Consider the following 19,364-nt stretch of genomic DNA (forward strand, 5'->3'; position numbering starts at 1 on the left):
AGCGGTCTAGTGTCCTGAGTCGTTAATTCGTGTGCAGTATGCGGCGAGTGTGTCGAGGATGTCGTCGGCGGTCTTCGTCCAGACGAACGGCTTGGGGTTCTTGTTCCACTCGTTGATCCAGCGGCGGATGTCGCGTTCGAGTTCGATGACGCTGCGGTGGGCCGAGCGGCGGAGTTTGCGGGAGGTCAGCTCGGCGAACCAGCGCTCGACGAGGTTGAGCCAGGACGCCGAGGTGGGGGTGAAGTGCAGGTGGAAGCGGGGATGCCGCAGCAGCCACTTCTTGACCGGTTCGGTCTTGTGGGTGGCGTAGTTGTCCAGGACCAGGTGAAGTTCGAGGTCCTTGGGGACGGCGGCGTCGATGACCTTCAGGAAGCGGAGGAACTCCTGGTGGCGGTGGCGGCGGTAGTGCTGGGCGATGACTGATCCGGAGGCGATGTCGAGGGCGGCGAACAGGCTGGTCGTGCCGTGCCGGACGTAGTCGTGGGTCATCTTCGCCGGCGTGGCCGGGGCCATCGGCAGCACTGGTTGGGTTCGGTCCAGGGCCTGGATCTGCGACTTCTCGTCCACCGCCAGGACCAGCGCGTTCTCCGGCGGCGACAGGTAAATGCCCACCACGTCACGGACCTTGGTCACGAACTGCGGACCGGTCGACAGCTTCCACGTCTCCACGATGTGGGGCTTGAGGCCGAAGGCCCGCCAGATCCGCGAGACGGCCGACTGCGACATACCCTGCGCCTGGGCCATCGAACGTGTCGACCAGTGCGAATCGCCTGTTGGTGGGCTCTGGCCGAGCGTCCTGGCGACCATGGCTTCGACCTGCTCGTCCGTGATCTTCCGCGGTGCACCCGAACGCGGCCGGTCCACCAGGCCCTCCAGCCGGTCCGCGACGAACCGGGACCGCCACTTACGCACCGTCTCCCGCGAGACACCCAGGTCGTCCGCGACCTGGGCGTTCGACCGGTCCTCCGCGCACGCCAGCACGATCCTCGACCGCAGAACCAGTGCCTGCGACGCAGTCTGCTTGCGCAACCAGCCCCGCAGGACCCTGCGTTCGTGATCGGACAGCTCCAGCGACAACGGCTTCGGACCAGGCATCGCCACACTCTACAACCGCACGCGAACTAACGACTCAGGACACTAGTCGGGCCCGAGCCGTCTGGTAGTTCCAGCTCGTCCCGTCGTTGTCAGGGCTGCTCCCACCCTTCCCGGCACTTCCCGGGTCGGGCTGCCCTCAGCTTCAAATCACCCTGCTGCGACAGGGCAATCGAGAAGGTCTTGCACCTCCTTCGAAATCACGGCGCTTCACGGCGCACGTCCAGCTGCATGGGCACGTTGATGTACTGGGCGGCGACCCAGCCCTTCTTGCCCTTGTGGGCGCCGGACTTCACGGTGACGTAACCCCAGGCGCCGGGCTTGCCGTTGTCGCCCTTGTTGCACTGCCAGTACACGTCGGTACCCCGGGAGAGCTGGCCGGTGGCGGTGTAGCCGGTGCCGGGGCCGGTGCGGAACTTCACCGTGGTGTACACGTCGGTGTTGAGCTTGATCTGGTGGGTGCAGGCTCCGCTGCCGACCGTCGCTGCGCTCGCGGTGGAGGCGGTGGCGACGGCGCCGCCGAGGAGCAGCGCGCCGGTGGTGGCCACGGTCGCGACGCGGCGGGTGAGGGTATGCATGTGCGGCTCTTCCTGGTGTCGTCGGCCCGAATTCGCTCGCCGGACCTGCGCAGGGCCTCTCCGCCTCGGCACTGATGAGGTGCGGCGAAAGGCGGGCGAAGAATGGTCCGGAACGCGATGTGTCTGTTTCCGGGTTCGATCTTCGTGCTGCGCAAAGATTTTGACCAGGCTCGGCTCGTTGCGGAAGATCGCACGCCGGAATAGTGGGGTCAGGTGAGAGCCGTTCCGGTAATCGATATTCAGGAAGAGCAATTACAGGAAGCGGCACTTCCGGGAATTCGGGACGGGGGTCAGGCCGCAGCGACGGAGACGGCCAGGACCCCGATGACCATGTAGGGACCGAAGGAGACGTGCGTGCGGCGGGCGCGGCCAGCCATCATCCGCGCCATCTCCGAGACGGCGCCGACGACGAAGCCCGCAGCCGCTCCCCAGAACAGGATCGTCCAACTGCCCCAGCCCAGGAGCGCACCGATGGCCGGCGCGAACTTGACGTCTCCGAGCCCCATCGCGCCGGTGAACGCCATGAGGAGGAAGACGATGGTGAGCACGGCAGCGGCGGCGGCCGCGCGGCCCAGGCTCCCGGACTCGCCCGCCACCGCAGCGGCGGAAAGCAGGATGAGCGTCCCGCCGCAGGCGGGAAGGGTGAGGACGTCGGGGAGCCGCTGCACGGCGAGGTCGATCAGAGCCAACGCGACGCCGCACGCGGCCACCCAGTACTGAGCGGCGGCGAACCAGCCGTTCGCCCCGCCCGCCGCGACGACGGCGAACGCGATGGCGGCCGCCGCTTCCGGCGCAAGCGGGCGTGGCCCGATCGTTTCTGAGCACGCCGGACAGCGACCGGAGAAGGGCAGGAGCGGCAGCCGGCGGTCGAGGACGGCGCTGCCGCAGTGCGGACAGCTGCTGCGTGCGGCCGTAGGCGCCGGCACGGACCGGGCGAAGACCGCGGGGCGCGCGGCAGCGCCGGCCAGGGCTCCGACGGCGGCGGTCAGGGCAACACTGAGGGCGGACAAGACGGACTCCTCGTTCACGGCCGGCCTCCCCGTGACGGGCCGGTCGGATTCGACCCTACGACCCCCGCGCGACTGCTCCTCCTCCGCGTGCCCGGACAGCGGCCGGGCCGTGGACGTGGTGAGGCAGCAGGTCAGGCGCCTCGTGCTCCGGCGTCGAGGGTTTCCGCCGTGCTGAGTGCCGCCAGGACCTGGGCCTGCCCGTCGGCCAGGGGCAGGCTGCCGGCGGTGACCGCCTCGGCGATCCTCGCCGCGTGTTCCAGCGCGATCGCCACGCCGGTCGGTTCCCGGTGCGCGGTCAGCAACTCGTGCCCCGCGCGCAGCGCGGCCGCGAGGTCGCCGTCGTGGTCCTGGGGACCGTTGGTGGTCAACGGCACCAGCCACAGGGCGGCGTGGGACTGCACGATCTGGGTGTAGGGGCGGTAGTCGGTGACCGTGCCGCACCGTCCGCCGGCCCCCTCGGCGCTGCGCCGTCCGGTCCAGTTACTCGCCAGCCAGCGGTGGCGTCGGCAGACCTCCAGCCGGTAGTCCACCGACCGGTCGCGTGCGCGGACGCGGCGTTCGATGACGACGGTCGACGGCTCGGTGCACGTGGTGATCTGGCGCAGGACTGGCACAGCGGTACCCCCTCCTGGTCGCGGGTGAGGCTCTGATCATGACCAGTGGGAGGCAGGGCCAGCGTCCAGGATCGGACGCTACGACTGTGACCCGACTCTCATCCGTCGACCGGGGTGTGAGGCTGCGCGTCGCTCCCCGTGCCGCCCGGAGAGGCCGGGTGCGGCTCGTCGGCGTTCACCCAGACTCCCTCGGCGACCTGGTAGGACCCCGTCAGCTTCTCTCCGTCGGGCAGCCCGTTGGGGAAGATCCAGAATCCGTTCTCTCCCCGGTAGGCACCTGCGGCCTCGCGGGCCCGCTCGGTCTCCAAGGCTTGGCAGACGGTACTGCACAGCGTGCACGGGCATGCGGCCGGCCGCTCGGCTGCGACCCACGCCTCGTACAGCTCCTGCCCTCTGTCCGCGGGCAGCCCCCGAGCGATGGCGACCGCTTGGAGCATGGCGTCCCACCGGGCGGCCTCGGCCGCCGGCGGCTCGGCGGTGCCGGCGAGGGTCCGGTGGCTGTGCTCCTGGTGGACGTGGCGGAAGACGCGTACGGACATGCCGCGAGTCTGGCCCGCCGGGGACCGGCGGAGCCAGGGGTTTGCGGATACTTGCGCGCAATGGGTTCCGCGGCGTCACGGCCGGCCGGGGGAGGGGGCACGCCCGGACGTCGCCGGGGGGCATGTCGTCCCGGATTCGCACGTAGCGCACCGGGTGACGGTGCCGGCCTAGGTCGAGAGCGGTGTCGGCTTCGACCTCGGCGACGAGGTCGGGCGCCACGGGGTGGAAGGCCAACGGCTCCTTCACTCCCCACCCGGCCGAGAAGGTGCGGCCCCACCAGGGATGCTCCGCTCCCGCCGGCCGAAGGGCGGCGCCCAGCTCGGCGGCCGCCTTGCGGGGCAGCGGCGTGGAGCGGGCGACCAGGCGGAGCCGGCCCGCCGCGTCGAGCCGGCCGAGCAGGAGACTTCGGGGCGCGGCCACGGCGCCGGTGACCGCGCCGATGATCCCTTCCGTCGTGAGGCGGGTCCGCAGCTTCATCCACCCGCGCTCTCCGGGCCGGTATCGCGAATCCGGATCCTTGATCATGACCCCCTCGATCCCGGCCGTTCCCCAGGCCGGGTCCAGCCAGCCGAGGGCGAGCTCCCGGTCCAAGGTCTGCGGGCACAGCGCCCACGGTGCTCTCAGCCGGCGTCCGGCGAAGAGGTCCGCCAAGGCGTCCCTGCGCCGCCACAGCGGCTCATTGAGGAGAACAGCACCGGACATCTCGAGCACGTCGAAGACGATCAGGTGGGCCGGCCGCTCCAGCGCCGCCCGCCTGGCGGTGGCACCCCGGCGCCGGGCTCGTTCCTGCAGCGCGGTGAAGTCGAGCCCGTCCGCTCCCACCGTGACCAGCTCGGCGTCGAGGACCGCTTCGACGCCGAGCGCGGCCGCGGCCGCGACGAGTTCCGGGAACGCGGGACCCAGATCCGCGCCCCGCCTGGACTGGAGGAATGGCTTGGGGCCGGCGAACACCAGCGCACGGAACCCGTCGGCTTTCTGCTCGAACAGCGCGGGCCTGGCCCCCGCAGGCGGCAGTGCGGTGACGGAGCGGGCGAGCATCGGTTCGATGGGCGGGGACAGGTGCACCCTCCACTCCTACGCCCCGCGCGTCCCGCTCGCCCGTCGTGTTCGGGGCCGCCTGGTCGCCGGCACGGCGCTCCGGGGAGCACGGATCCTGCACTCTTGCCCCGAGCGGCGCACAATGCGGGGTCTCCACGCGCACGCCTCCCGCTGACGGGAGGGCTGCCGGGGCCGCGGCGGGCCTGCTTCCTTGGGGAACGACGGCTCCTTGGCCTGCGGCGAAGGGTCAGTCCTGACGCCACGGCTCTTGGGTGCCGCGCCGACTCGAAGAAGAATTCGAACACCTGATTGAATTGCGTCATGGAGCAGCACATCTATCCCCCCGACCTCGTCCAGGCGCAGATCGCCTTTCTCCGCACCTACCGGGCGCTCGCGGCCGACCCCCGCGCCTTCACCACCGTGCGGCGCCGTCAGCTGCTGCACCTGTCAGCCCGGGTCCTGTTCCACCCCTACTGGGCGGGAACCGTCGGCAGAGCCCACCTTGAGGGCCTGCGGCGGCAGGCCCGGACGCTGGAGCAGACCCCCGCCGCCTGAGCCCGGTGAACAACCGCCCCGGACCTCTACCTGCCCGGATACTGCTCGTCCTACCCGACGAGCAGACCGTGGAGGTACGTCTGTACGAGAGGTTCAAAAGCGCCCAGGGACCCCCGTGGCGCTACCGCATCGGCGTGCCCTCGTGGGTGGCCACGCAGGACGGGGTCGAAGCTGCCGAGTACACGGTGTGGGTCACCGACCGGCAGCTGAGGCCGATCGACGGAGTCGACCTGTCGAATGTCCCGAACCACCGAGACCCCAGGACCATGCCTCCGCCCAGGCCGACCGGCTGGATCGTCCGGCCCGCCGGCCGCCGCGGCACGGTCGTCCACGACGCCGTCTGCCCGGCAGCAGCCGGAGGCGGACGCGAGATCGGCACCCTCGAAGCACTGGATGCTCTGATGCGGCCCGGAGCCAAGGCGTGCCATGACTGCCTGGCCGCCGAGATACTCATCCCCGCCCTGGAACTGGGCCAGGGCTACGGCTGAACCTCACCACCCCGAAAACGGTGCGCTACCGACCCCACCCGATGAGGGGCCGGGTGACCTGCTCCTACCGCATCCGGCGCCCGGCCGGGCAGGGTCAGCACCCGTACTCGTCGAGCACCGCCCGGGTCGCCCGGTCGAGCGGGCGCAGCGGGTGCGTACCGCCGTCCTCGGCCGGTCCCAGGCGCAGCGTCGCGCCTCCCTCGACGGGGGTGACGGTCAGCACGCCGTCGTCGACCATGGCCCGGACGGCGTCGTGCCGGTAAGGGCTGGCAGCGAGGCATCCGTTCGCGTACTGGCGGTCGTAGCGGTCGTAGCGGGCCGGCGAAGTAGTAGTCGGCGACGGGCCCTTGGCCCTGCCACACCGTGAAGGCGACCACTGCCGCGACGATTCCGGGGAACAGGGCCTGGGGCCCGGGCGCGGTGATCAGCCTTGGGCCGTGCCGGTGGATCAGGGCCGTTCCGGTGCAGACGATGAGACCGGCCGCCAGGAACAGCAGCGTGTAGTGGGACAGCAGGTCCGCTCGCTGCCCGAAGGTGAGCGGCAGCCCGGTGCATGCGAGTACCAGCCAGCCGAGTCCGGCGAGTGTCGCGCCCTGGTAGCCGTTGAGCTTGGCCGGCCACTTCGGCCGGTCCGCCACCAGATGCTGCTCGCGCCCCACCCAGCGGCCGGCACCGCGCAGCCGTCCCGGATCCGGCGAGGCGCCCTCCGCGCGGTGCTCGACAAGGAGAGCGAGAACCGCGTCGCCGAAGGCGAGAGCTCTGGCGTGCACAGCAAACCGGTCGGTGCTCAGCTGGTTGAACTCAGCCTCCCGGCCGGGCTGGAGATCCGCGTGCCCGTGGCCCCGCCGCGGGGGAAGACCCGGTTGAGGGGGTGTCCGGGGTCGGGGAACCCGGGCAGTGTGGGGGCCGTTCGCCCCGCGCCGAGCAGACCGGCGGTACTGCCCGTCCGGTCAGGGATGTACGACTCGTACAGCCGGTCCACCCGTCGGTCTCCGCGGAGGCTGGCCTGCAGTGCCTCGGCTTGGTCGATGACGGCAGTGAGGAGAGGATCGGACGGGGCGCTGCGCATCCGTGCCAGGGCGGCGTCCCGGGGCACGGCCTGCCACACCCCGCCGAGCCGGTCCAGCGCCCGGTCCTTCCACACATCGCGCAGGCACGGCCAGACGCGGGCGACCGGCAGCCGCCGGGGCGGACGCCGGTCGGTGAGGTGCGCTCGCAGCAGCGTGCTCGCGCTGCATAGATAGTCGGTCTCGGCCGCGTAGGAGATCGCGACGGCGGTCGTGCGCTGCCCGCTGGGAACATCCTGCACGCGTTGGGCGGCGGCCCGGGCCGCGTCCCCTTGGGCGCTCAGCTCGGCGATCGCCCGATGCCAGCGGCTGCTCACCGGCCGCCCCCTATCTGTACCCGGTGTGGTGTCGCCCCTGAGGCTACCCGCACGGTCCGACACGGCATTCTCCCCCGGCTCGGTACTACCGGCCGGGGGAGACGGAAGCCGGGCAGTCAGGCCGCCACAGGTTGGTGGGACCAGTTCAGGTCGACGTGCGTGGCACCCTCGCGGACCAGGATGGGGCCGTGTTCCTTCTCCAGCCGGCGATACTCGTTGCCGCCGGAGTTCGGGTTCTTGTACCCGGCCCACTTGCCCAGGTCAGCCTGCAGCAGGGCTACGCCGGCGGCCTGGTGGGCGACGTAGATCCGCTCGGCCCGCTGCCGCTGGGTGAGGTTCTTCGGCAGCACGGAAAGGTCGATGTCGATGCTCAGCCGCTCCCGTGCCTCTTCGTCTTCCTCGTTGTCCGGCGGGTTGTCGTGCTCGGGGTCCGGCTCCTCGCCCTCGTGCTCTTCCTCCCCCTCCTCGTCGCCGAGGGCGGTCTCGCCTTCACCCGGCAGCGGCTCCTCCTCATCGAACTGACCGGCCGTGGAGCTCTCTGCGGCAGGCTCCGGGTCCTGCTCCGCTTCTGGCTCGGGCTCCGCCACCGGCTCGGGCTTCGGCTTCGGCTTCGGTTCGGCAGCGGCCTGGGAGCGCGGTTCGTCCACCGCAGCAGGCTCCGGGGCCTCCCGGTCCTCCTGCGTGGTCGGCTCCTTCTCATCACGCGGCGCGAGCGGCGGCGCGGATGACGGGGCGGCGGGTGGCACCGCCACCCTCGCCGGTGGCTCTTCGGCCTTCTCGGCGGTGGCCTGCGGGCCGCTGACCGGCAGCGCGTTGACCGGAGCCGCGCCGACCGCGGCGGCCGTGGCGGGGTCCATGACGGGCGCCGGGGCGGCGCGCTCCACGGTCACCTCTGCCGCAGGGGCCGAGGGGCGAGGGCGGTGGGAGCCGATCACGCGGACGTTGTCGACGGTCCCCAGGAGCTCGGCCCGCCACGCCTTCCACATCCTGACCGGCGCGCCGATCGGCCAGGGCAACCACAGCAGCAGGCTGTAGGCGCGGTCCCGGTCGGCCTTGCGGCGCTTCTGCCGGCCCATGATGACCTGCTCGATCTTGTACAGCAGCATCTCGAGCAGGATCGCGTACACCAGCGGCGGGACCACGGCGAGGAACGCGCTGCCGGCTCCCGCCCCGGGGGCGTGGAGCAGGTTCATCGCCGCGGAGGCGGACACGAACCCCATCAGCAGGATCCGCGTGATCGCGCTGGAGCGCAGGGTCAAGGCTTCGAAGAAGCGGATGAGGGAGAGGCTGAGGGCGCCGGCGTCCAGGAGCAGCGCGAAACCGGTCGCCGCGTCCCAGTCACCGCCGTTGTGCGCGTGGGCGTACTCGCGTTGCGCCCCGAAGGAGAGCCAGGCGGCGATGCCCGCGAGGACGAACATCATCAGACAGCCGACGCCGAGTGCGATCACGGCGAGGCGGCGCTGCCAGGCGTTGCGGCGCTGGAGGGCGAGCTGGGCGCGCTCCTCGGCGGTGGCGTTCTGCTCGGCGGCTCTGCGCTTGTTGCCGAGCACCATGGCGACGGCGGCCGCAGCGCCGATTCCGGCCACGGCGAGGCCGGCGGGCAGCGCCCACTGGAAGGTGGTCATCGGCGGCCTCCTTCCCTGGTGAGGCCCGCCGGGGTGGTGGGCCCGGCGGGCGGGATGAAGGCGTGCTGCCGGCGGCTCATGTGCGCGGTCTCCTTCGTCGGATGAACGGCCGAAGAGGCCCCTCGCTCTCTACAGGTGTGATCGAGCGGTGCGGTGTGACACCGGAGGTCAGTGAATCTGGGACGGATCATGAGGCCGCGGACCCCAGAGTGGGCTTGATCCTCTCGCCCTTGAGGAGCGTGCGGAGCAAGCCGACGGTCTCGGGCGAAGAATCAACGCCCTCTTCCATGTTGATCCGCGCCAGTTGGGCGGCCGCGCGCTCCAGGCCCTCGCGGTCGCCCATCTCGTGGCAGATGGTGAAGAGGTCCCGGTAGAGCAGCTCGCTCTGGGAGTCGACGAGCATGCCCTTGGTGACGGCCTGGGCCGCCGCCCGGTAGTCGCGGACTTGGCGGCGGCGCTCGGCGAGCTCGTGGGCGACATCGACGATGGCGCTGATCATCTCCTGGATGTCGGCCTCCGCCCAGCAGTACTTGGAGGGGTCGACGTCCGCGAAGGGGCGGCCGCGCACGAGGGCCAGGGCATGGGCGAGGGCGACGTCGGCGTCCTGCCCGTCGTGGTGCATGCCCTGCTGGTACAGCTCCTTGAACCGGTCCCAGTCCGAGGTGACCGCGGGCCCGAGGCGGTAGATACCTTCGGTGACCGCGGGAAGGTAGGCGCCCTGGGGGTCGTCGGCGGGCAGATGGGGGTTGGGGCCGAGCCAGGAGCGCAGCCGCGAGATCGCGGTGTTGCGGGTGCTGGAGGTCTTGCGCAGCCCGGGCCAGATCGCGTTGTCGAGGTCTTGGCGGCCCAGGCCTGGGTGCAGCACGAGCCAGGCGGCGATCTCCAGAAGGTGGTTGTGCCGGTTGCTGCCCACCCGGCCCTGCGCGCCGGTCAGTGTCACCGGGCCGAGGACTTGGACCTGGGGGCCTTCGGGCTCGGCCGGCGGGGTGGCCAGCGCGGCCAGGACGGTGGAGGTCGCGGCGCTGGGGCGGGGAATGATCCGTGCTTCGGCCGTTGTCACGGCTGGCGCGGTCACAGCGAGCGCGGCCGCGGTCAGACCAGACTCGGCATCGTCCTCTTCGTCGGCCAGGGCCGAGTCGTCTTCCGGGCTCCCCTCCTCGTCCGGGCTGTCGCCGAGCGCGGCGGCGGACAGACCGGAGCTGGCCTCTTCGTCGTCGGGCGGCACCGGGGAGTCGTCGTCCCGCTCGCCGAGCACTTCGCCGAGGACCGTTTCGAAGTCCTGCTCGGTGGTGTTCCACACCTCGGCACCCAGAGCGGACGCCTCCTCGGAGTCGCCGTCGTCCTCAGCAGGCTCGGGTACCTCCCAGCCGGTGGGCTCGCCCGCGGAGTTGCTGTCGGTGTCCTCGTCGGGCTGCTTGTCGAAAGCGGGGTAGCCCGCGACTGCGGGGGACAGAGCGCTGCCCTCCTGCTCTTCCTCCCAGCCATCGCCGCTGCCACTGTCGGCCGGGCCCTCGTCGGGCGTCAGGGCGGGGGAGAAGGCGGTGAAGGCCGGCAGAGCGGTCGCCAGGCCGCTTCCCTGTGTGGCGACCGCGGTGGTCACTGCGGGGGCGGCGCTGGTCTCCGGAGCGAGCGCAGAGTCCTCGCCCACCGGGACGGTGGAGCGGGGGCCGTTGGTGTCGGCCGGTCCGGTGTGTCCCGTCCACGCCGGCGGGGGGACGTCGTCGGTGCGGCTGGACGTGGCGATCAGCTGGACGAGCCGGTCGTAGGAGTCGGCATCCAGGTGCTGGAGCTTGACCGCGAGGTCCAGGTCGGGCAGTTCGACGAGCGTGCCGGGCTGGGCGGGCAGGATCCAGGCGCCGGGCAGGTCGAGTTCGCCGCCCGCGGCGGTGACGACCGCGACCGAGGTACGGGGCCGGGAGGCGAGGAGGTCCTCGAGTTCGGCGGCCGCCGGGCCGGTGGGCGGGGCGGTGGCGATGAGGATGCGGGGGATCCAGGTGTCGCCGCCGTCCTCACCCAGCCGGGCGGCCCGCAGGTGGTCGTGCCCGCCGTCGACGAGGGCCTGGCGCTGGAAGGCGTCGTGCGCCTGGAGGCCGGTGGTGGCCGGGCCGAGGTCAGCGTGGTGCTCGATCTGGTCGGGGTAGAGGTGGTGCAGGTCGCTGCCGGCACCGGCGAGGACGACCTGCGTGTCGGGCGCCAGCCGGGAGGAGGCAAGTTCGACGGCCAGGGCGAGCATGACCGCGCGGACGTCGGCCGGGCTGCCGCCCAGCCGCAGCAGGCCGATGGCCTCCAGGTTGACCAGGACCGTATCCCCGTCCTCGGTCTCGCCCAGGCTCACCAGGGCCGGGTAGGGCACGGTGATGTCGGCGGCCTCGTCCTCGTCGAGGAGAGCCGCCCCGCGGGCGGGGCACACCCACACCGTCGGCTTGTTCTCGTGCTCGGTGAACGGCGCGACGGTCGGGGTCACGGCTGCCAGGTGGAGCTCGATGCCGCGCGCAGTGATGCGCATCGCCTCGACCTCGGGCAGAGGCCGGCCGGCCTGACGGCAGTTGGCGGCCAGGGTGCGCAGGGCGCGGTCGGCGAGCGCGGCGCCAGTGATGTCGGACGCCACGCGCAGCTGCTTCTCGAAGTCGGCGGTCGCACCGGAGGGCATCGGGATGCGCCGCTTGGGGCGCCGGCGGCGCTGCTGACGCGCGCGCCGGGCCGCGACGACCGCGAGGACGGCCGCAGCCAGGATGCTGCCCGCCGCAGCGATCGTCTGCACGCTCTGGTCACCGCTGTCGGCGGCCCCCGCGGCGTCGTGTGCCTCAGGCGCCTGGGTGGGCGTGCCGTGCTGCTCCCGCTCGCGGTCGGGAGCCGGGTCCTGCGCGGGCGGCTGCTCGCTCGGCTGTCCACCGTCCTGAATGTCCTGGTCCGAGCCCTGGCCGGGGGTCTGGGCCGTCTCGCCCTTCTCCCCCTGGTCGGCACCCGGGCCCGGCTTTTCCTGGGCGGGCGGCTGCGTCTGCTCAGCGCCAGGCAGCTCCTCGGCCTTGCCCTGGTCGGCGGGCTGCTCACGCGGCGGCTGCGCCTGGTCCGGCTTCGAGTCGCTTGGGTCGCTGCCGGCCGCGGCGGGGATCTTCAGCTCCCAGCCGGGGTAGATCTCGTCGGGGTCGTCGAGGGCGCGCCCGTCGTCCTGCTCCACGCCCTTGTTCGCCTCGACGATCCGGGGGTAGGCGTCGGCATCGCCGAGCTCGTCCTCGGCGATGCCGGTCAGCGTCTCGCCGGCGCGGACGGTGTGGGTCTCGGACGCGGCCTTGGAGCCGGCGGTCTGTGTCCGGGCCCCGCCCTGATCGGCGGACGGTGCGGGCGAAGCGTCGGCGGGCAGGCGCAGGATCCAGCCGGGCTGCAGGGCGGTGGTGTCGGCGGTGACGAGGGAGCCGTCCGCCTGGCGTACGCCGTCGTTGGCGTCGACGATCCGGTGCCACTCGATTCCGGCGCCCAGGCGCTTCTCCGCGATGTCCCAGAGGGTGTCGCCGTCCTGGACCTGGTGGACCGGCCCGCGATAGGTCGACGAAGCCGGGGCCGGCGTCTCGGTCTGCGTGCCGGCGCTCACGGAGGCTGTGGCCGCGGTGGCCGAAGCGGCAGGCGCAGCGGTGGCCGGGGTGGCCATGGCCGTCCCTGCGGGCAGAAGAATGAGGATGCCGCCGACGAGGGCGCCGGCCAGTTGCTGGGAGCCCCCCAGCATGCGGATGCGGGGCGCCCGGACGTGGCGCAGCGCGGCGCCCGTCTCCAGCACGACGGAGATCACGAAGCTGATCCAGCCGTACCAGCCGATGAGGGTGACCGCGCCCAGGAACAGCTGGCCGGTGTCGGGGCTGGTGAGCGCGGTGGTGATCTCGCCGACACCCGGGACGTGGTCGGGCAGGACGCCGATGCCCAACAGCACGGCGGGGACGCCGGCCACGAGGGCGACCAGGGCGACCAGGGCGAGGAGCGCGCGGACGATCGTTGCTGCGGTGCTTCGGTTTCTCATGACCCCTACCCCTGGTAGACGAGGTTGGCGCTGCCGGTGCCGGTGACTGTTCCGCTGGCGCCCCCGAGGTAGAGGGCGGTGTACGTCTCGGTCACGGTCACCTCCAGGGACCCGCCGTCCTCACTCACCCGGACCGAGCCGTTGACGCCCTCGCGGCTGAGGTAGGTCCGCGCGGCGGCAACGGCCGCGTTGCGGTCCACACTGACGCCTTGGCCGGAGATGGCCTTGCCCGCGTCGACGGCCTGACCGCCGGCTCGTGCGGCCTCGTGCGCGACGCCCTCGGCGTGGGTGAGGGCCCGGAGCTTCCCGGCGCCGTCGTAGACGAGCGCGGCCACAAGGAAGAGCGCCACGATGGTGACGAGGACGAACAGGCTCATCGCACCGCGGTCGTCGCGCAGGGCGTGACGGATCCGCGAGGTGAGAGCGAAGCGGGCGGGTGTCATGCGGTGGTCCTGTCAGCCGCGCTGGCGGTAGGAGTCGATAGACGAGGTGAAGCTGCTGGTCATCGTCTTGGCACCGGGCAGGCCGGGCAATCCGATATCGGAGAGCCGCACGGTGCACGTGACCGTGGCCGTGGTGCTGGCCGGTTCACCGATCGGTGCGGCGAACCCGCCGGTGGACACGGAGACGGACGTGGCGGTGCACTGCAGACCCTGTTGGGTCAGCACGCTGCGCGCCATCTGCGATCCGGCAGTGCTGGCGGACCCGCCGGTGCGTTCCAGCGACGCGGCGCGCGCCGCGTTGCGGGCTGCGGTGTCGACGGCGTTGTTGGCGGACCCGATCCGGCCGAATGCGACGACAAGGAGCAGCACCATGATGAGGACGGGAAACAGGATGACCGCTTCCAGCGACAGCGAGCCGCGGTCGTCCCTGAGTCTGTGGATGATGGTCACCGGGCCTCCGTGACACGCTCGGCGGCCGCGTCGGCGTGCTGGTCGATCCTGAGCTTCAGACCGGGGATCATCGTGTCGACGTAGCCGGTCACGCGGATCGTCACCGTCGCTCCCTTGCTTCCACTCACCGACGTGCCCGAGATGCTGCCGCCGGCACGGGAGAGGAACTCGCGGGCCTCGGTGGTTCCGGCGCCCGCTGATGCTCCGCGGACACGTGCCGACTCCACTCCCAGCTGGGCGGCGGACATCGCCACGTTCTTGGCGTGCCACCACAGCCCGACGTGTACGACCAGCAGGATGGCCATCAGCACGACGGGAAAGATGATCAGCATCTCCAGGGACATGGCTCCGCGGTCCCGCGCGTCGCGTTCGGCGAGCGCGCGGGACCAACGGCGGACAGTCCTGCGGAGGCGCATCACTTGATCGTGGCCGCCTTCTCGCTGATCTTGGTGGCGATCACGGCGACGGCCACACCGGCGGCGACCACGAGACCGGCGATGATCATCATGGTCTCAATGGATATGGCACCGCGGTCGTCGCGGGCGTCGCGCAGCCGGTCGATGCGGGCGGCGAAGAAGGCCTTCAGGAAAGCGAAGTTCGGGTCGATACCCATCGTGTTCTTCCTTATCTCTTGCGGGCGTTAGCTGGCCATGATCCGCGAGATCGCGGGGTAGCCGATGTAGACGGTCATGATCAACACGAGCATGGCGACGGGCATCACCATTTTTTCCGAGGCCATGTTGGCCTGGGCTTTCGCAGCGGTGACCAGGGCCCCTGAGAGCGACTTGGCCTGCGCGCCCAGGGTGTCGCCAACGGCTGCGCCCTCCTCGCCCGCGATGGCGATGATGTCGGCCGGCGCTCCGAGTTCGGGGACGTCGAGTTCGAGAGAGAGACGCTTGAGGCCCTCCCACGGGCTGATGCCCTCGAGTTCGGCGCGGGTGATGGTGTCGCGGATCTTCGCGAAGACCCAGCCCTCACCGACCTCCGCGGCCCGCTTGAGGGCCTGGGTGGGCGCGGCGTCCGCGGCACGCTCGAGCTGGACCAGGCGCAGGTATGCCTTGACGGCGTACCGAAAGTCCTCCTTGGCCTCCACAGCCTGCTGCTTGAGCTGGAGATCGGGCAGCAACCAGAAGATGACCGCGAGCCCCAGCCCGGCGATCGCGGGAATCGCCACGGGGAAGGGGTAGCCGGCCAGGTTCGCCAGGCTCACCACCAGCACGGGAAGCAGCAGTCCGTACAGAGCGAGGGCGAGCTTGCGGCCCAGATGCGCGGCCGGGGAGCGGCCCACGAGTTCCAACTGCTGACGCGGCAGGCGCAGGGTGCCCTCCCCGACGGTACGCAGCAGGAAGACCCCGGCCTTCTCCATCAGGGAGTTGGCCTGGCTGTCCCGGTTGCGCTCCAGGTTCTCCAGCCGGGTGGCATCCATCCTCGAAAGGACGTCGCCCAGGTCGGGCCGGCCCGGGAGGACGCCGCGGGCGGCGATCACCAGGCCGAGACCTGCGACGGCGCCGCCGATGACAGCGTAAGGAGAGAGGTTCACGGTGTCTCCTCAGTGATCTGGCCGCCGGATCGGTCGGCCGGAGACAGGAACCGGGGCGCGGGCTCGATGATCGCCATGCGGCGCATCCAGACCTTGACCAGGACGAAGGCGATGGCGACGAAGACGAGGACGAGCTGCCCCGTCACGGTGTTGTAGGGCTCGACGTAGGTGCCGGAGAACGCGGTGACACCGAAGATCCCCAGGCAGAAGATCGTCACCCAGCGGTCGTTGGTGCGCGGCTTCTGCCGGTCGGCCTCGACCTCACGGCGTGAGAGGACCTCGTGCTGAAGTGCGCCGGCGAGCTCGCGCAGGGCCTTGCTCAGACCGCTGCCGCGGTCCGTGACGTGCAGGATCAACAAGGCGGCGACCTCGTCGACCATGGCGTCGTTCAGGTCATCGGCGAAGGCCCGGTAGGCATGCTCGGGCACCCAGCCGGCCTGCTGACGGGAGACGAGGAGACGCACGTCCTCGCGGATCGCCTTCGGCACGGTCTCCAGGCTGCGCTGAATGGTGGCCTCCAGGCTGACACCGACGGTGTGGATGTCGGACATGCGCCGCACCCACTCCTCGATCGCCTCCAACTTCTCGATCTGCGACTTGCCGGAGCCGGACGTGTTCAACAGCCAGGGCAGACCGGTCACGACAGCGACGGTGAGCAGGCCGCCGACCAGCCACCCGGTGAACAGCCACACCCCCAGGCCCGCCACCACGGCGCCGGCCAGCCGGACCTGGCCGCGCGCCCACCACGACGTCGGCGTACGGGTGTCCTTGACGAAGAACCCGCGGATCTTGCGCTCCAGACGGCTGCGGCGCCGGACCGTCGTCGAGGGCGCCCAGCCCACGCCGCCGGCCACGGCCACGACGAGACCGCCGACAGCCGCAAGGCCCGCGAGCGCGGCGAGCAGGGAGCTGAGGGTGAGCGTCACAGCGGCACCACCGTCTCCAGCGGCGCGCCCCAGCCGCCCCACGGGCGCTGCAGCACACTTCGGTCCAGGCCGGCGCGCACCAGGTCTTCCAGGTTGGTCTGGGAGATGTTCCCGTGCGGGACGGCCCGCGGTTCGCGGCGGCCGTCCTGCTCGCGCGGGGCGAAGACCATCTGGTACGAAGGCCGGCCGCCCTCACCGATGCCCGTGACCTCCATGACGTGACTGACGAAGCGGTGCTTGCGACCGGGCTTGCCGTCCGGGGCGACGAGTTCGCTCTCGTCGACCAGGCGTACGTAGACGACGAAGTCCACGGCCTGAGCGATCAGCCGGTAGGCCAGCGTCTCGGTCATGCCGATGCCGGCTTCCAGACACAGGGTGGCCAGACGCTCGATCGACAACTGAGGGCTGCGGGCGTGAAGGGTGGCCATCGACCCGCCCTCGCCTTCGTTCATGGCGTGCAGCATCGGCACGACTTCCTTGGAGCGGACCTCACCGACGATCACGCGCCGCAGCGACATGCGCAGCAGCTGCGGGAAGAGGTCGGAGAGGTTCAGCTCGCCCTGGAGGCGTCCGTCCGGCCCGCGCTCACCGTTCGACTCGCGTCCCTCGTAGGCGACGACCTCGGGACCGTCGGGGTCCTCGTGGAGGTGGAGTTCGTACTCCGACTCCAGCGTTCCCACACGCTCGGTGCGCGGGATCTCCCGGGCCATGGCACGCAGCAGTGAAGTTTTTCCCACGCCCTGGGAGCCCACCACGATGACGTTCTTGCGCCCCCGGACCGCAGCGCGCAGGAAGTGCGCGAGGCAGGAGTCGATGGTGCCCCAGCGGACCAGGTCGTCCAAGCCCTGGCCGCGGGTGCGGTGGCGGCGGATGACGATGCTGGGCCTGGGCGTGACGTACGCCGAGGCGGCAAGGCGGGAGCCGTCGGCCAGCCGGAGGTTCAGGTTCGGCGTGGCGGGCGTCAGCGCACGCTCACCCTGTCCCTGCATACGCGCGAGGTGGTTGATGAGGTTGATCAGGTCCCGGTCCGTCTTCGCGATCGGGTCCCACGTCATCGTCGGGCGGTCGGCGTAGTCGACGCGCACCTTGTCGCCGTAGATGATGATGTTCTCGACGTGCGGGTCATCCAGGAGCGGCTGGAGACGGCCAGCGCGGAACAGCTCGTCGAAGACGGCCTCTCGCACAGCCCTTTCCTGCTCAGGGCTCAGGTCCGTGCCGCTGGCCGCGTACTTCGTCGCCCATTCCGAGACGACCTGCCTGATGATCGACTGGCCGCGCTGCCGGCGGTCCTGCTCGGTCATGGACGCGTCTGCGCCCGCGGCTTCGCCGATCTTCATGCTGGCCCGGGAGCGCAGTTCGGCGATCACCTCATGCCCGACCGGGAGCGCGGCCGGACCGGAGGCGTCGGAGACGCGCAGGTCCTCGGGCAGCCGGGCGGGAGAGACCTGGGCGGACACCGGTCGCAGGACAGGTGCGCTCTGCCGGGTGGTTTTGCTGAGGGCCTGGGTGAAGAGGGTCGTGTAGTCGGGGGCCGGGGTCTCCGGCCTGATGTCGGTCATGATGCCCTCCCGGCGACCGTCGGCAATCCGGCAGGCCGCAGCTGCACACGGCGCCTGGTCACCAGTTCGTTGATCGTTTGGTGGGCGGTCCGTGCGGAGCGCAGCAAGGTCCGCGGCATCTTCTTGTAGGCCCCGTGCGTCAGGACGTCGGCACTGTCGGGGTCCCACGCGAGCATGCCGACCACGGGTGCCTGCAAGTGCTGCTGTACCTGGCTGGAGTTGAAGGAGCCCTCCTCGATCAGGAGCACCCCCAGTGCGTCGGAACCCGTCCCGTGGTGAGCCAGTTCCTCCCGAAGCACCCGCACCGCTGGCGCGGCGGCCGCGATGGAGGCCTGGGTGGTGCGTACGACCATGAGTACGACGTCGGCGCGGTGCAGCAGAGGCGTCGGGTAGCGGGTCGTGCTCAGCCGGGACTCGGACTCGGTCAGGATGCGGCCGGCGTCGATGATCACGTCGTGGCCGGTCTGGTCCATCACGCTCAACAGACGGGAGATCGGGTCCCAGGTGCGGCTGAGGGAAGCGGCCTGCGTGGGATCGGTGAGCCCCGGCAGGAGCAGCCGCTGCCCGCTGTTGTCGCGGTCCAGGCTGACGAAGTGCTGGGAGAACTCACGGGCGAGGGTGCCCTGGCGGTCCGCGGCCGCCAGGCGGTGCAGACCGACGGCTGCGCTGCCCTCGCCGCCCAGGTATCCGGCACGGACCGTGCCGCCGCCCGGGTCAGCCTCCACGAGCAGGGACGGCTTCGGCGAGGCCAGGGTGAGGGCGAGCGCCGAGCACGTGACCCCGCTGGACTTGCCCGACACCAGTGCGATGATCGCCATCAGCTGGCCGCCTTCAGCACGACGGTCACCGCGCCCCGGGCGGCCCAGGTGGCCAGGGGCGCGCTGTCGGTGCCCGCGACCGCCACGTCGACGACGACCGCACCGTTCGCGTCCGGCGCCGAGACGCCCACGACGATCGCGTTGATGGTGTCCGCGGTCTTCTGCGTGGACGATCCCTTCGCTACATCGGCGTCGTCCTGCGGCGTGTGGACGAGGGCGACCGCGTCGCCGGCGCGCAGTCGCTGCGCCGGGAGCTGTCCCGGCTTGGCGAGGATGCCCACGGTGTCGCGGTCCTTGGCGACGGGACTGCCCTCGCGCACCGAGGAGTCGGTGACGAGCGTGCCCTTGGGCAGGTCGGCGACGGCGGTCTTGCCGACGATGTCACCGCTGCGGCTGACCGGGACCGGCGCGAGGGCGGCATCGGGAGCGACTTGCGCGACGACGAGGTCGCTCTTCTTCACCTTCTCGCCCGCCTTGACGTCGTGCGCGAGGGCGATGACCGGAGTCCGGTTCCCGGCCTCGTCGACCTGCCACACCGCGAGGAGCGCCCCGACCGCCGCCAGGGCCAGGCCGGCGCCGACGACAACAGGGCGGCGCCGGCGCCGGGGGGCGTCCTGGGTGATGGGGACAGGGCCGCCGGGGGCTGCCGCGGCGGGCTGGGCAGCCGTGTTCTTCTTCGCGAATGTCGTCGCCAT

At 71.4% G+C, this 19,364-nt stretch carries 20 protein-coding genes and 1 pseudogene; 2 read left to right on the top strand and 19 right to left on the bottom strand.

Features of this window, described 5'->3' with window-relative positions; genetic code table 11:
* Positions 1 to 6: 6 nt before the first annotated feature.
* The 6 genes and pseudogenes from PZB75_RS31320 to PZB75_RS32125 all read right to left on the bottom strand — a co-directional run.
* Positions 7 to 1,095, bottom strand: coding sequence for an IS630 family transposase (locus PZB75_RS31320; protein ID WP_275538967.1), 1,089 nt, complete (start codon positions 1,093 to 1,095; stop codon positions 7 to 9).
* A 197-nt stretch (positions 1,096 to 1,292) separates the two neighbouring features.
* Positions 1,293 to 1,670, bottom strand: coding sequence for an SH3 domain-containing protein (locus PZB75_RS31325; protein WP_275539073.1), 378 nt, complete (start codon positions 1,668 to 1,670; stop codon positions 1,293 to 1,295).
* A 290-nt stretch (positions 1,671 to 1,960) separates the two neighbouring features.
* The gene (locus PZB75_RS31330; RefSeq protein WP_275539074.1) at positions 1,961 to 2,680 is read right to left on the bottom strand and encodes an A24 family peptidase; all 720 of its coding nucleotides are present in this window, start codon (positions 2,678 to 2,680) and stop codon (positions 1,961 to 1,963) included.
* Positions 2,681 to 2,811: 131 nt separating this feature from the next.
* Entirely contained in the window at positions 2,812 to 3,294 is a 483-nt protein-coding gene (locus tag PZB75_RS31335; protein ID WP_275539075.1) for a hypothetical protein, read from the bottom strand.
* 98 nt (positions 3,295 to 3,392) lie between these two features.
* Positions 3,393 to 3,833: a hypothetical protein gene (locus PZB75_RS31340; RefSeq protein WP_275539196.1), complete on the bottom strand. Its 441-nt coding sequence runs from the start codon at positions 3,831 to 3,833 to the stop codon at positions 3,393 to 3,395.
* 481 nt (positions 3,834 to 4,314) lie between these two features.
* A pseudogene (locus PZB75_RS32125) lies at positions 4,315 to 4,872 on the bottom strand (ATP-dependent DNA ligase); the annotation flags it as partial.
* Between the two features lie 321 nt (positions 4,873 to 5,193).
* On the opposite strand from PZB75_RS32125, the gene PZB75_RS31350 reads away from it, so the two are divergent.
* Together PZB75_RS31350 and PZB75_RS31355 are read left to right on the top strand one after the other, a co-directional pair.
* Entirely contained in the window at positions 5,194 to 5,427 is a 234-nt protein-coding gene (locus tag PZB75_RS31350) for a hypothetical protein (RefSeq protein WP_275539076.1), read from the top strand.
* Positions 5,428 to 5,495: 68 nt separating this feature from the next.
* Positions 5,496 to 5,915 (top strand): DUF6233 domain-containing protein, encoded by a 420-nt coding sequence (locus PZB75_RS31355; protein ID WP_275539077.1) that lies wholly within the window; start codon positions 5,496 to 5,498, stop codon positions 5,913 to 5,915.
* Between the two features lie 94 nt (positions 5,916 to 6,009).
* Here PZB75_RS31355 and PZB75_RS31360 read toward each other — a convergent pair whose 3' ends face one another.
* From PZB75_RS31360 to PZB75_RS31420, 13 genes are all read right to left on the bottom strand, one after another.
* Positions 6,010 to 6,153, bottom strand: a complete 144-nt coding sequence (locus PZB75_RS31360; RefSeq protein WP_275539078.1) for a hypothetical protein — start codon at positions 6,151 to 6,153, stop codon at positions 6,010 to 6,012.
* 549 nt (positions 6,154 to 6,702) lie between these two features.
* Complete coding sequence (locus PZB75_RS31365; protein WP_275539079.1) at positions 6,703 to 7,299, bottom strand: hypothetical protein; 597 nt, start codon at positions 7,297 to 7,299, stop codon at positions 6,703 to 6,705.
* Between the two features lie 116 nt (positions 7,300 to 7,415).
* Entirely contained in the window at positions 7,416 to 8,924 is a 1,509-nt protein-coding gene (locus PZB75_RS31370; RefSeq protein ID WP_275539080.1) for a DUF2637 domain-containing protein, read from the bottom strand.
* A 187-nt stretch (positions 8,925 to 9,111) separates the two neighbouring features.
* Complete coding sequence (locus PZB75_RS31375; RefSeq protein ID WP_275539081.1) at positions 9,112 to 12,933, bottom strand: LysM peptidoglycan-binding domain-containing protein; 3,822 nt, start codon at positions 12,931 to 12,933, stop codon at positions 9,112 to 9,114.
* Positions 12,934 to 12,938: 5 nt separating this feature from the next.
* A complete protein-coding gene (locus tag PZB75_RS31380) occupies positions 12,939 to 13,376 on the bottom strand; it encodes a hypothetical protein (RefSeq protein WP_275539082.1) in 438 nt (145 codons plus the stop codon).
* 12 nt (positions 13,377 to 13,388) lie between these two features.
* Positions 13,389 to 13,826, bottom strand: a complete 438-nt coding sequence (locus tag PZB75_RS31385; protein WP_275539083.1) for a TadE/TadG family type IV pilus assembly protein — start codon at positions 13,824 to 13,826, stop codon at positions 13,389 to 13,391.
* On the bottom strand, positions 13,823 to 14,242 hold the full coding sequence (locus PZB75_RS31390; protein ID WP_275539084.1) for a TadE/TadG family type IV pilus assembly protein: 420 nt from the start codon (positions 14,240 to 14,242) through the stop codon (positions 13,823 to 13,825). The genes PZB75_RS31385 and PZB75_RS31390 overlap by 4 nt, the downstream gene beginning before the upstream one ends.
* A complete protein-coding gene (locus PZB75_RS31395) occupies positions 14,242 to 14,439 on the bottom strand; it encodes a hypothetical protein (protein ID WP_047181603.1) in 198 nt (65 codons plus the stop codon). Before PZB75_RS31395 ends, PZB75_RS31390 begins: the two co-directional genes overlap by 1 nt.
* A 27-nt stretch (positions 14,440 to 14,466) precedes the next feature.
* Positions 14,467 to 15,366: a type II secretion system F family protein gene (locus PZB75_RS31400; RefSeq protein WP_275539085.1), complete on the bottom strand. Its 900-nt coding sequence runs from the start codon at positions 15,364 to 15,366 to the stop codon at positions 14,467 to 14,469.
* Positions 15,363 to 16,292 carry a type II secretion system F family protein gene (locus PZB75_RS31405; RefSeq protein WP_275539086.1) on the bottom strand — a complete coding sequence of 310 codons (930 nt, stop codon included), beginning with the start codon at positions 16,290 to 16,292 and terminating at the stop codon, positions 15,363 to 15,365. The genes PZB75_RS31400 and PZB75_RS31405 overlap by 4 nt, the downstream gene beginning before the upstream one ends.
* Positions 16,289 to 17,851 carry a CpaF/VirB11 family protein gene (locus PZB75_RS31410; RefSeq protein ID WP_275539087.1) on the bottom strand — a complete coding sequence of 521 codons (1,563 nt, stop codon included), beginning with the start codon at positions 17,849 to 17,851 and terminating at the stop codon, positions 16,289 to 16,291. The genes PZB75_RS31405 and PZB75_RS31410 overlap by 4 nt, the downstream gene beginning before the upstream one ends.
* Positions 17,848 to 18,669 (bottom strand): hypothetical protein, encoded by an 822-nt coding sequence (locus tag PZB75_RS31415; protein WP_275539088.1) that lies wholly within the window; start codon positions 18,667 to 18,669, stop codon positions 17,848 to 17,850. The genes PZB75_RS31410 and PZB75_RS31415 overlap by 4 nt, the downstream gene beginning before the upstream one ends.
* Positions 18,669 to 19,364: an SAF domain-containing protein gene (locus PZB75_RS31420; protein WP_275539089.1), complete on the bottom strand. Its 696-nt coding sequence runs from the start codon at positions 19,362 to 19,364 to the stop codon at positions 18,669 to 18,671. The genes PZB75_RS31415 and PZB75_RS31420 overlap by 1 nt, the downstream gene beginning before the upstream one ends.

Origin of the sequence: Streptomyces sp. AM 4-1-1, assembly GCF_029167625.1 — a bacterium.
Lineage (GTDB): Bacteria > Actinomycetota > Actinomycetes > Streptomycetales > Streptomycetaceae > Streptomyces.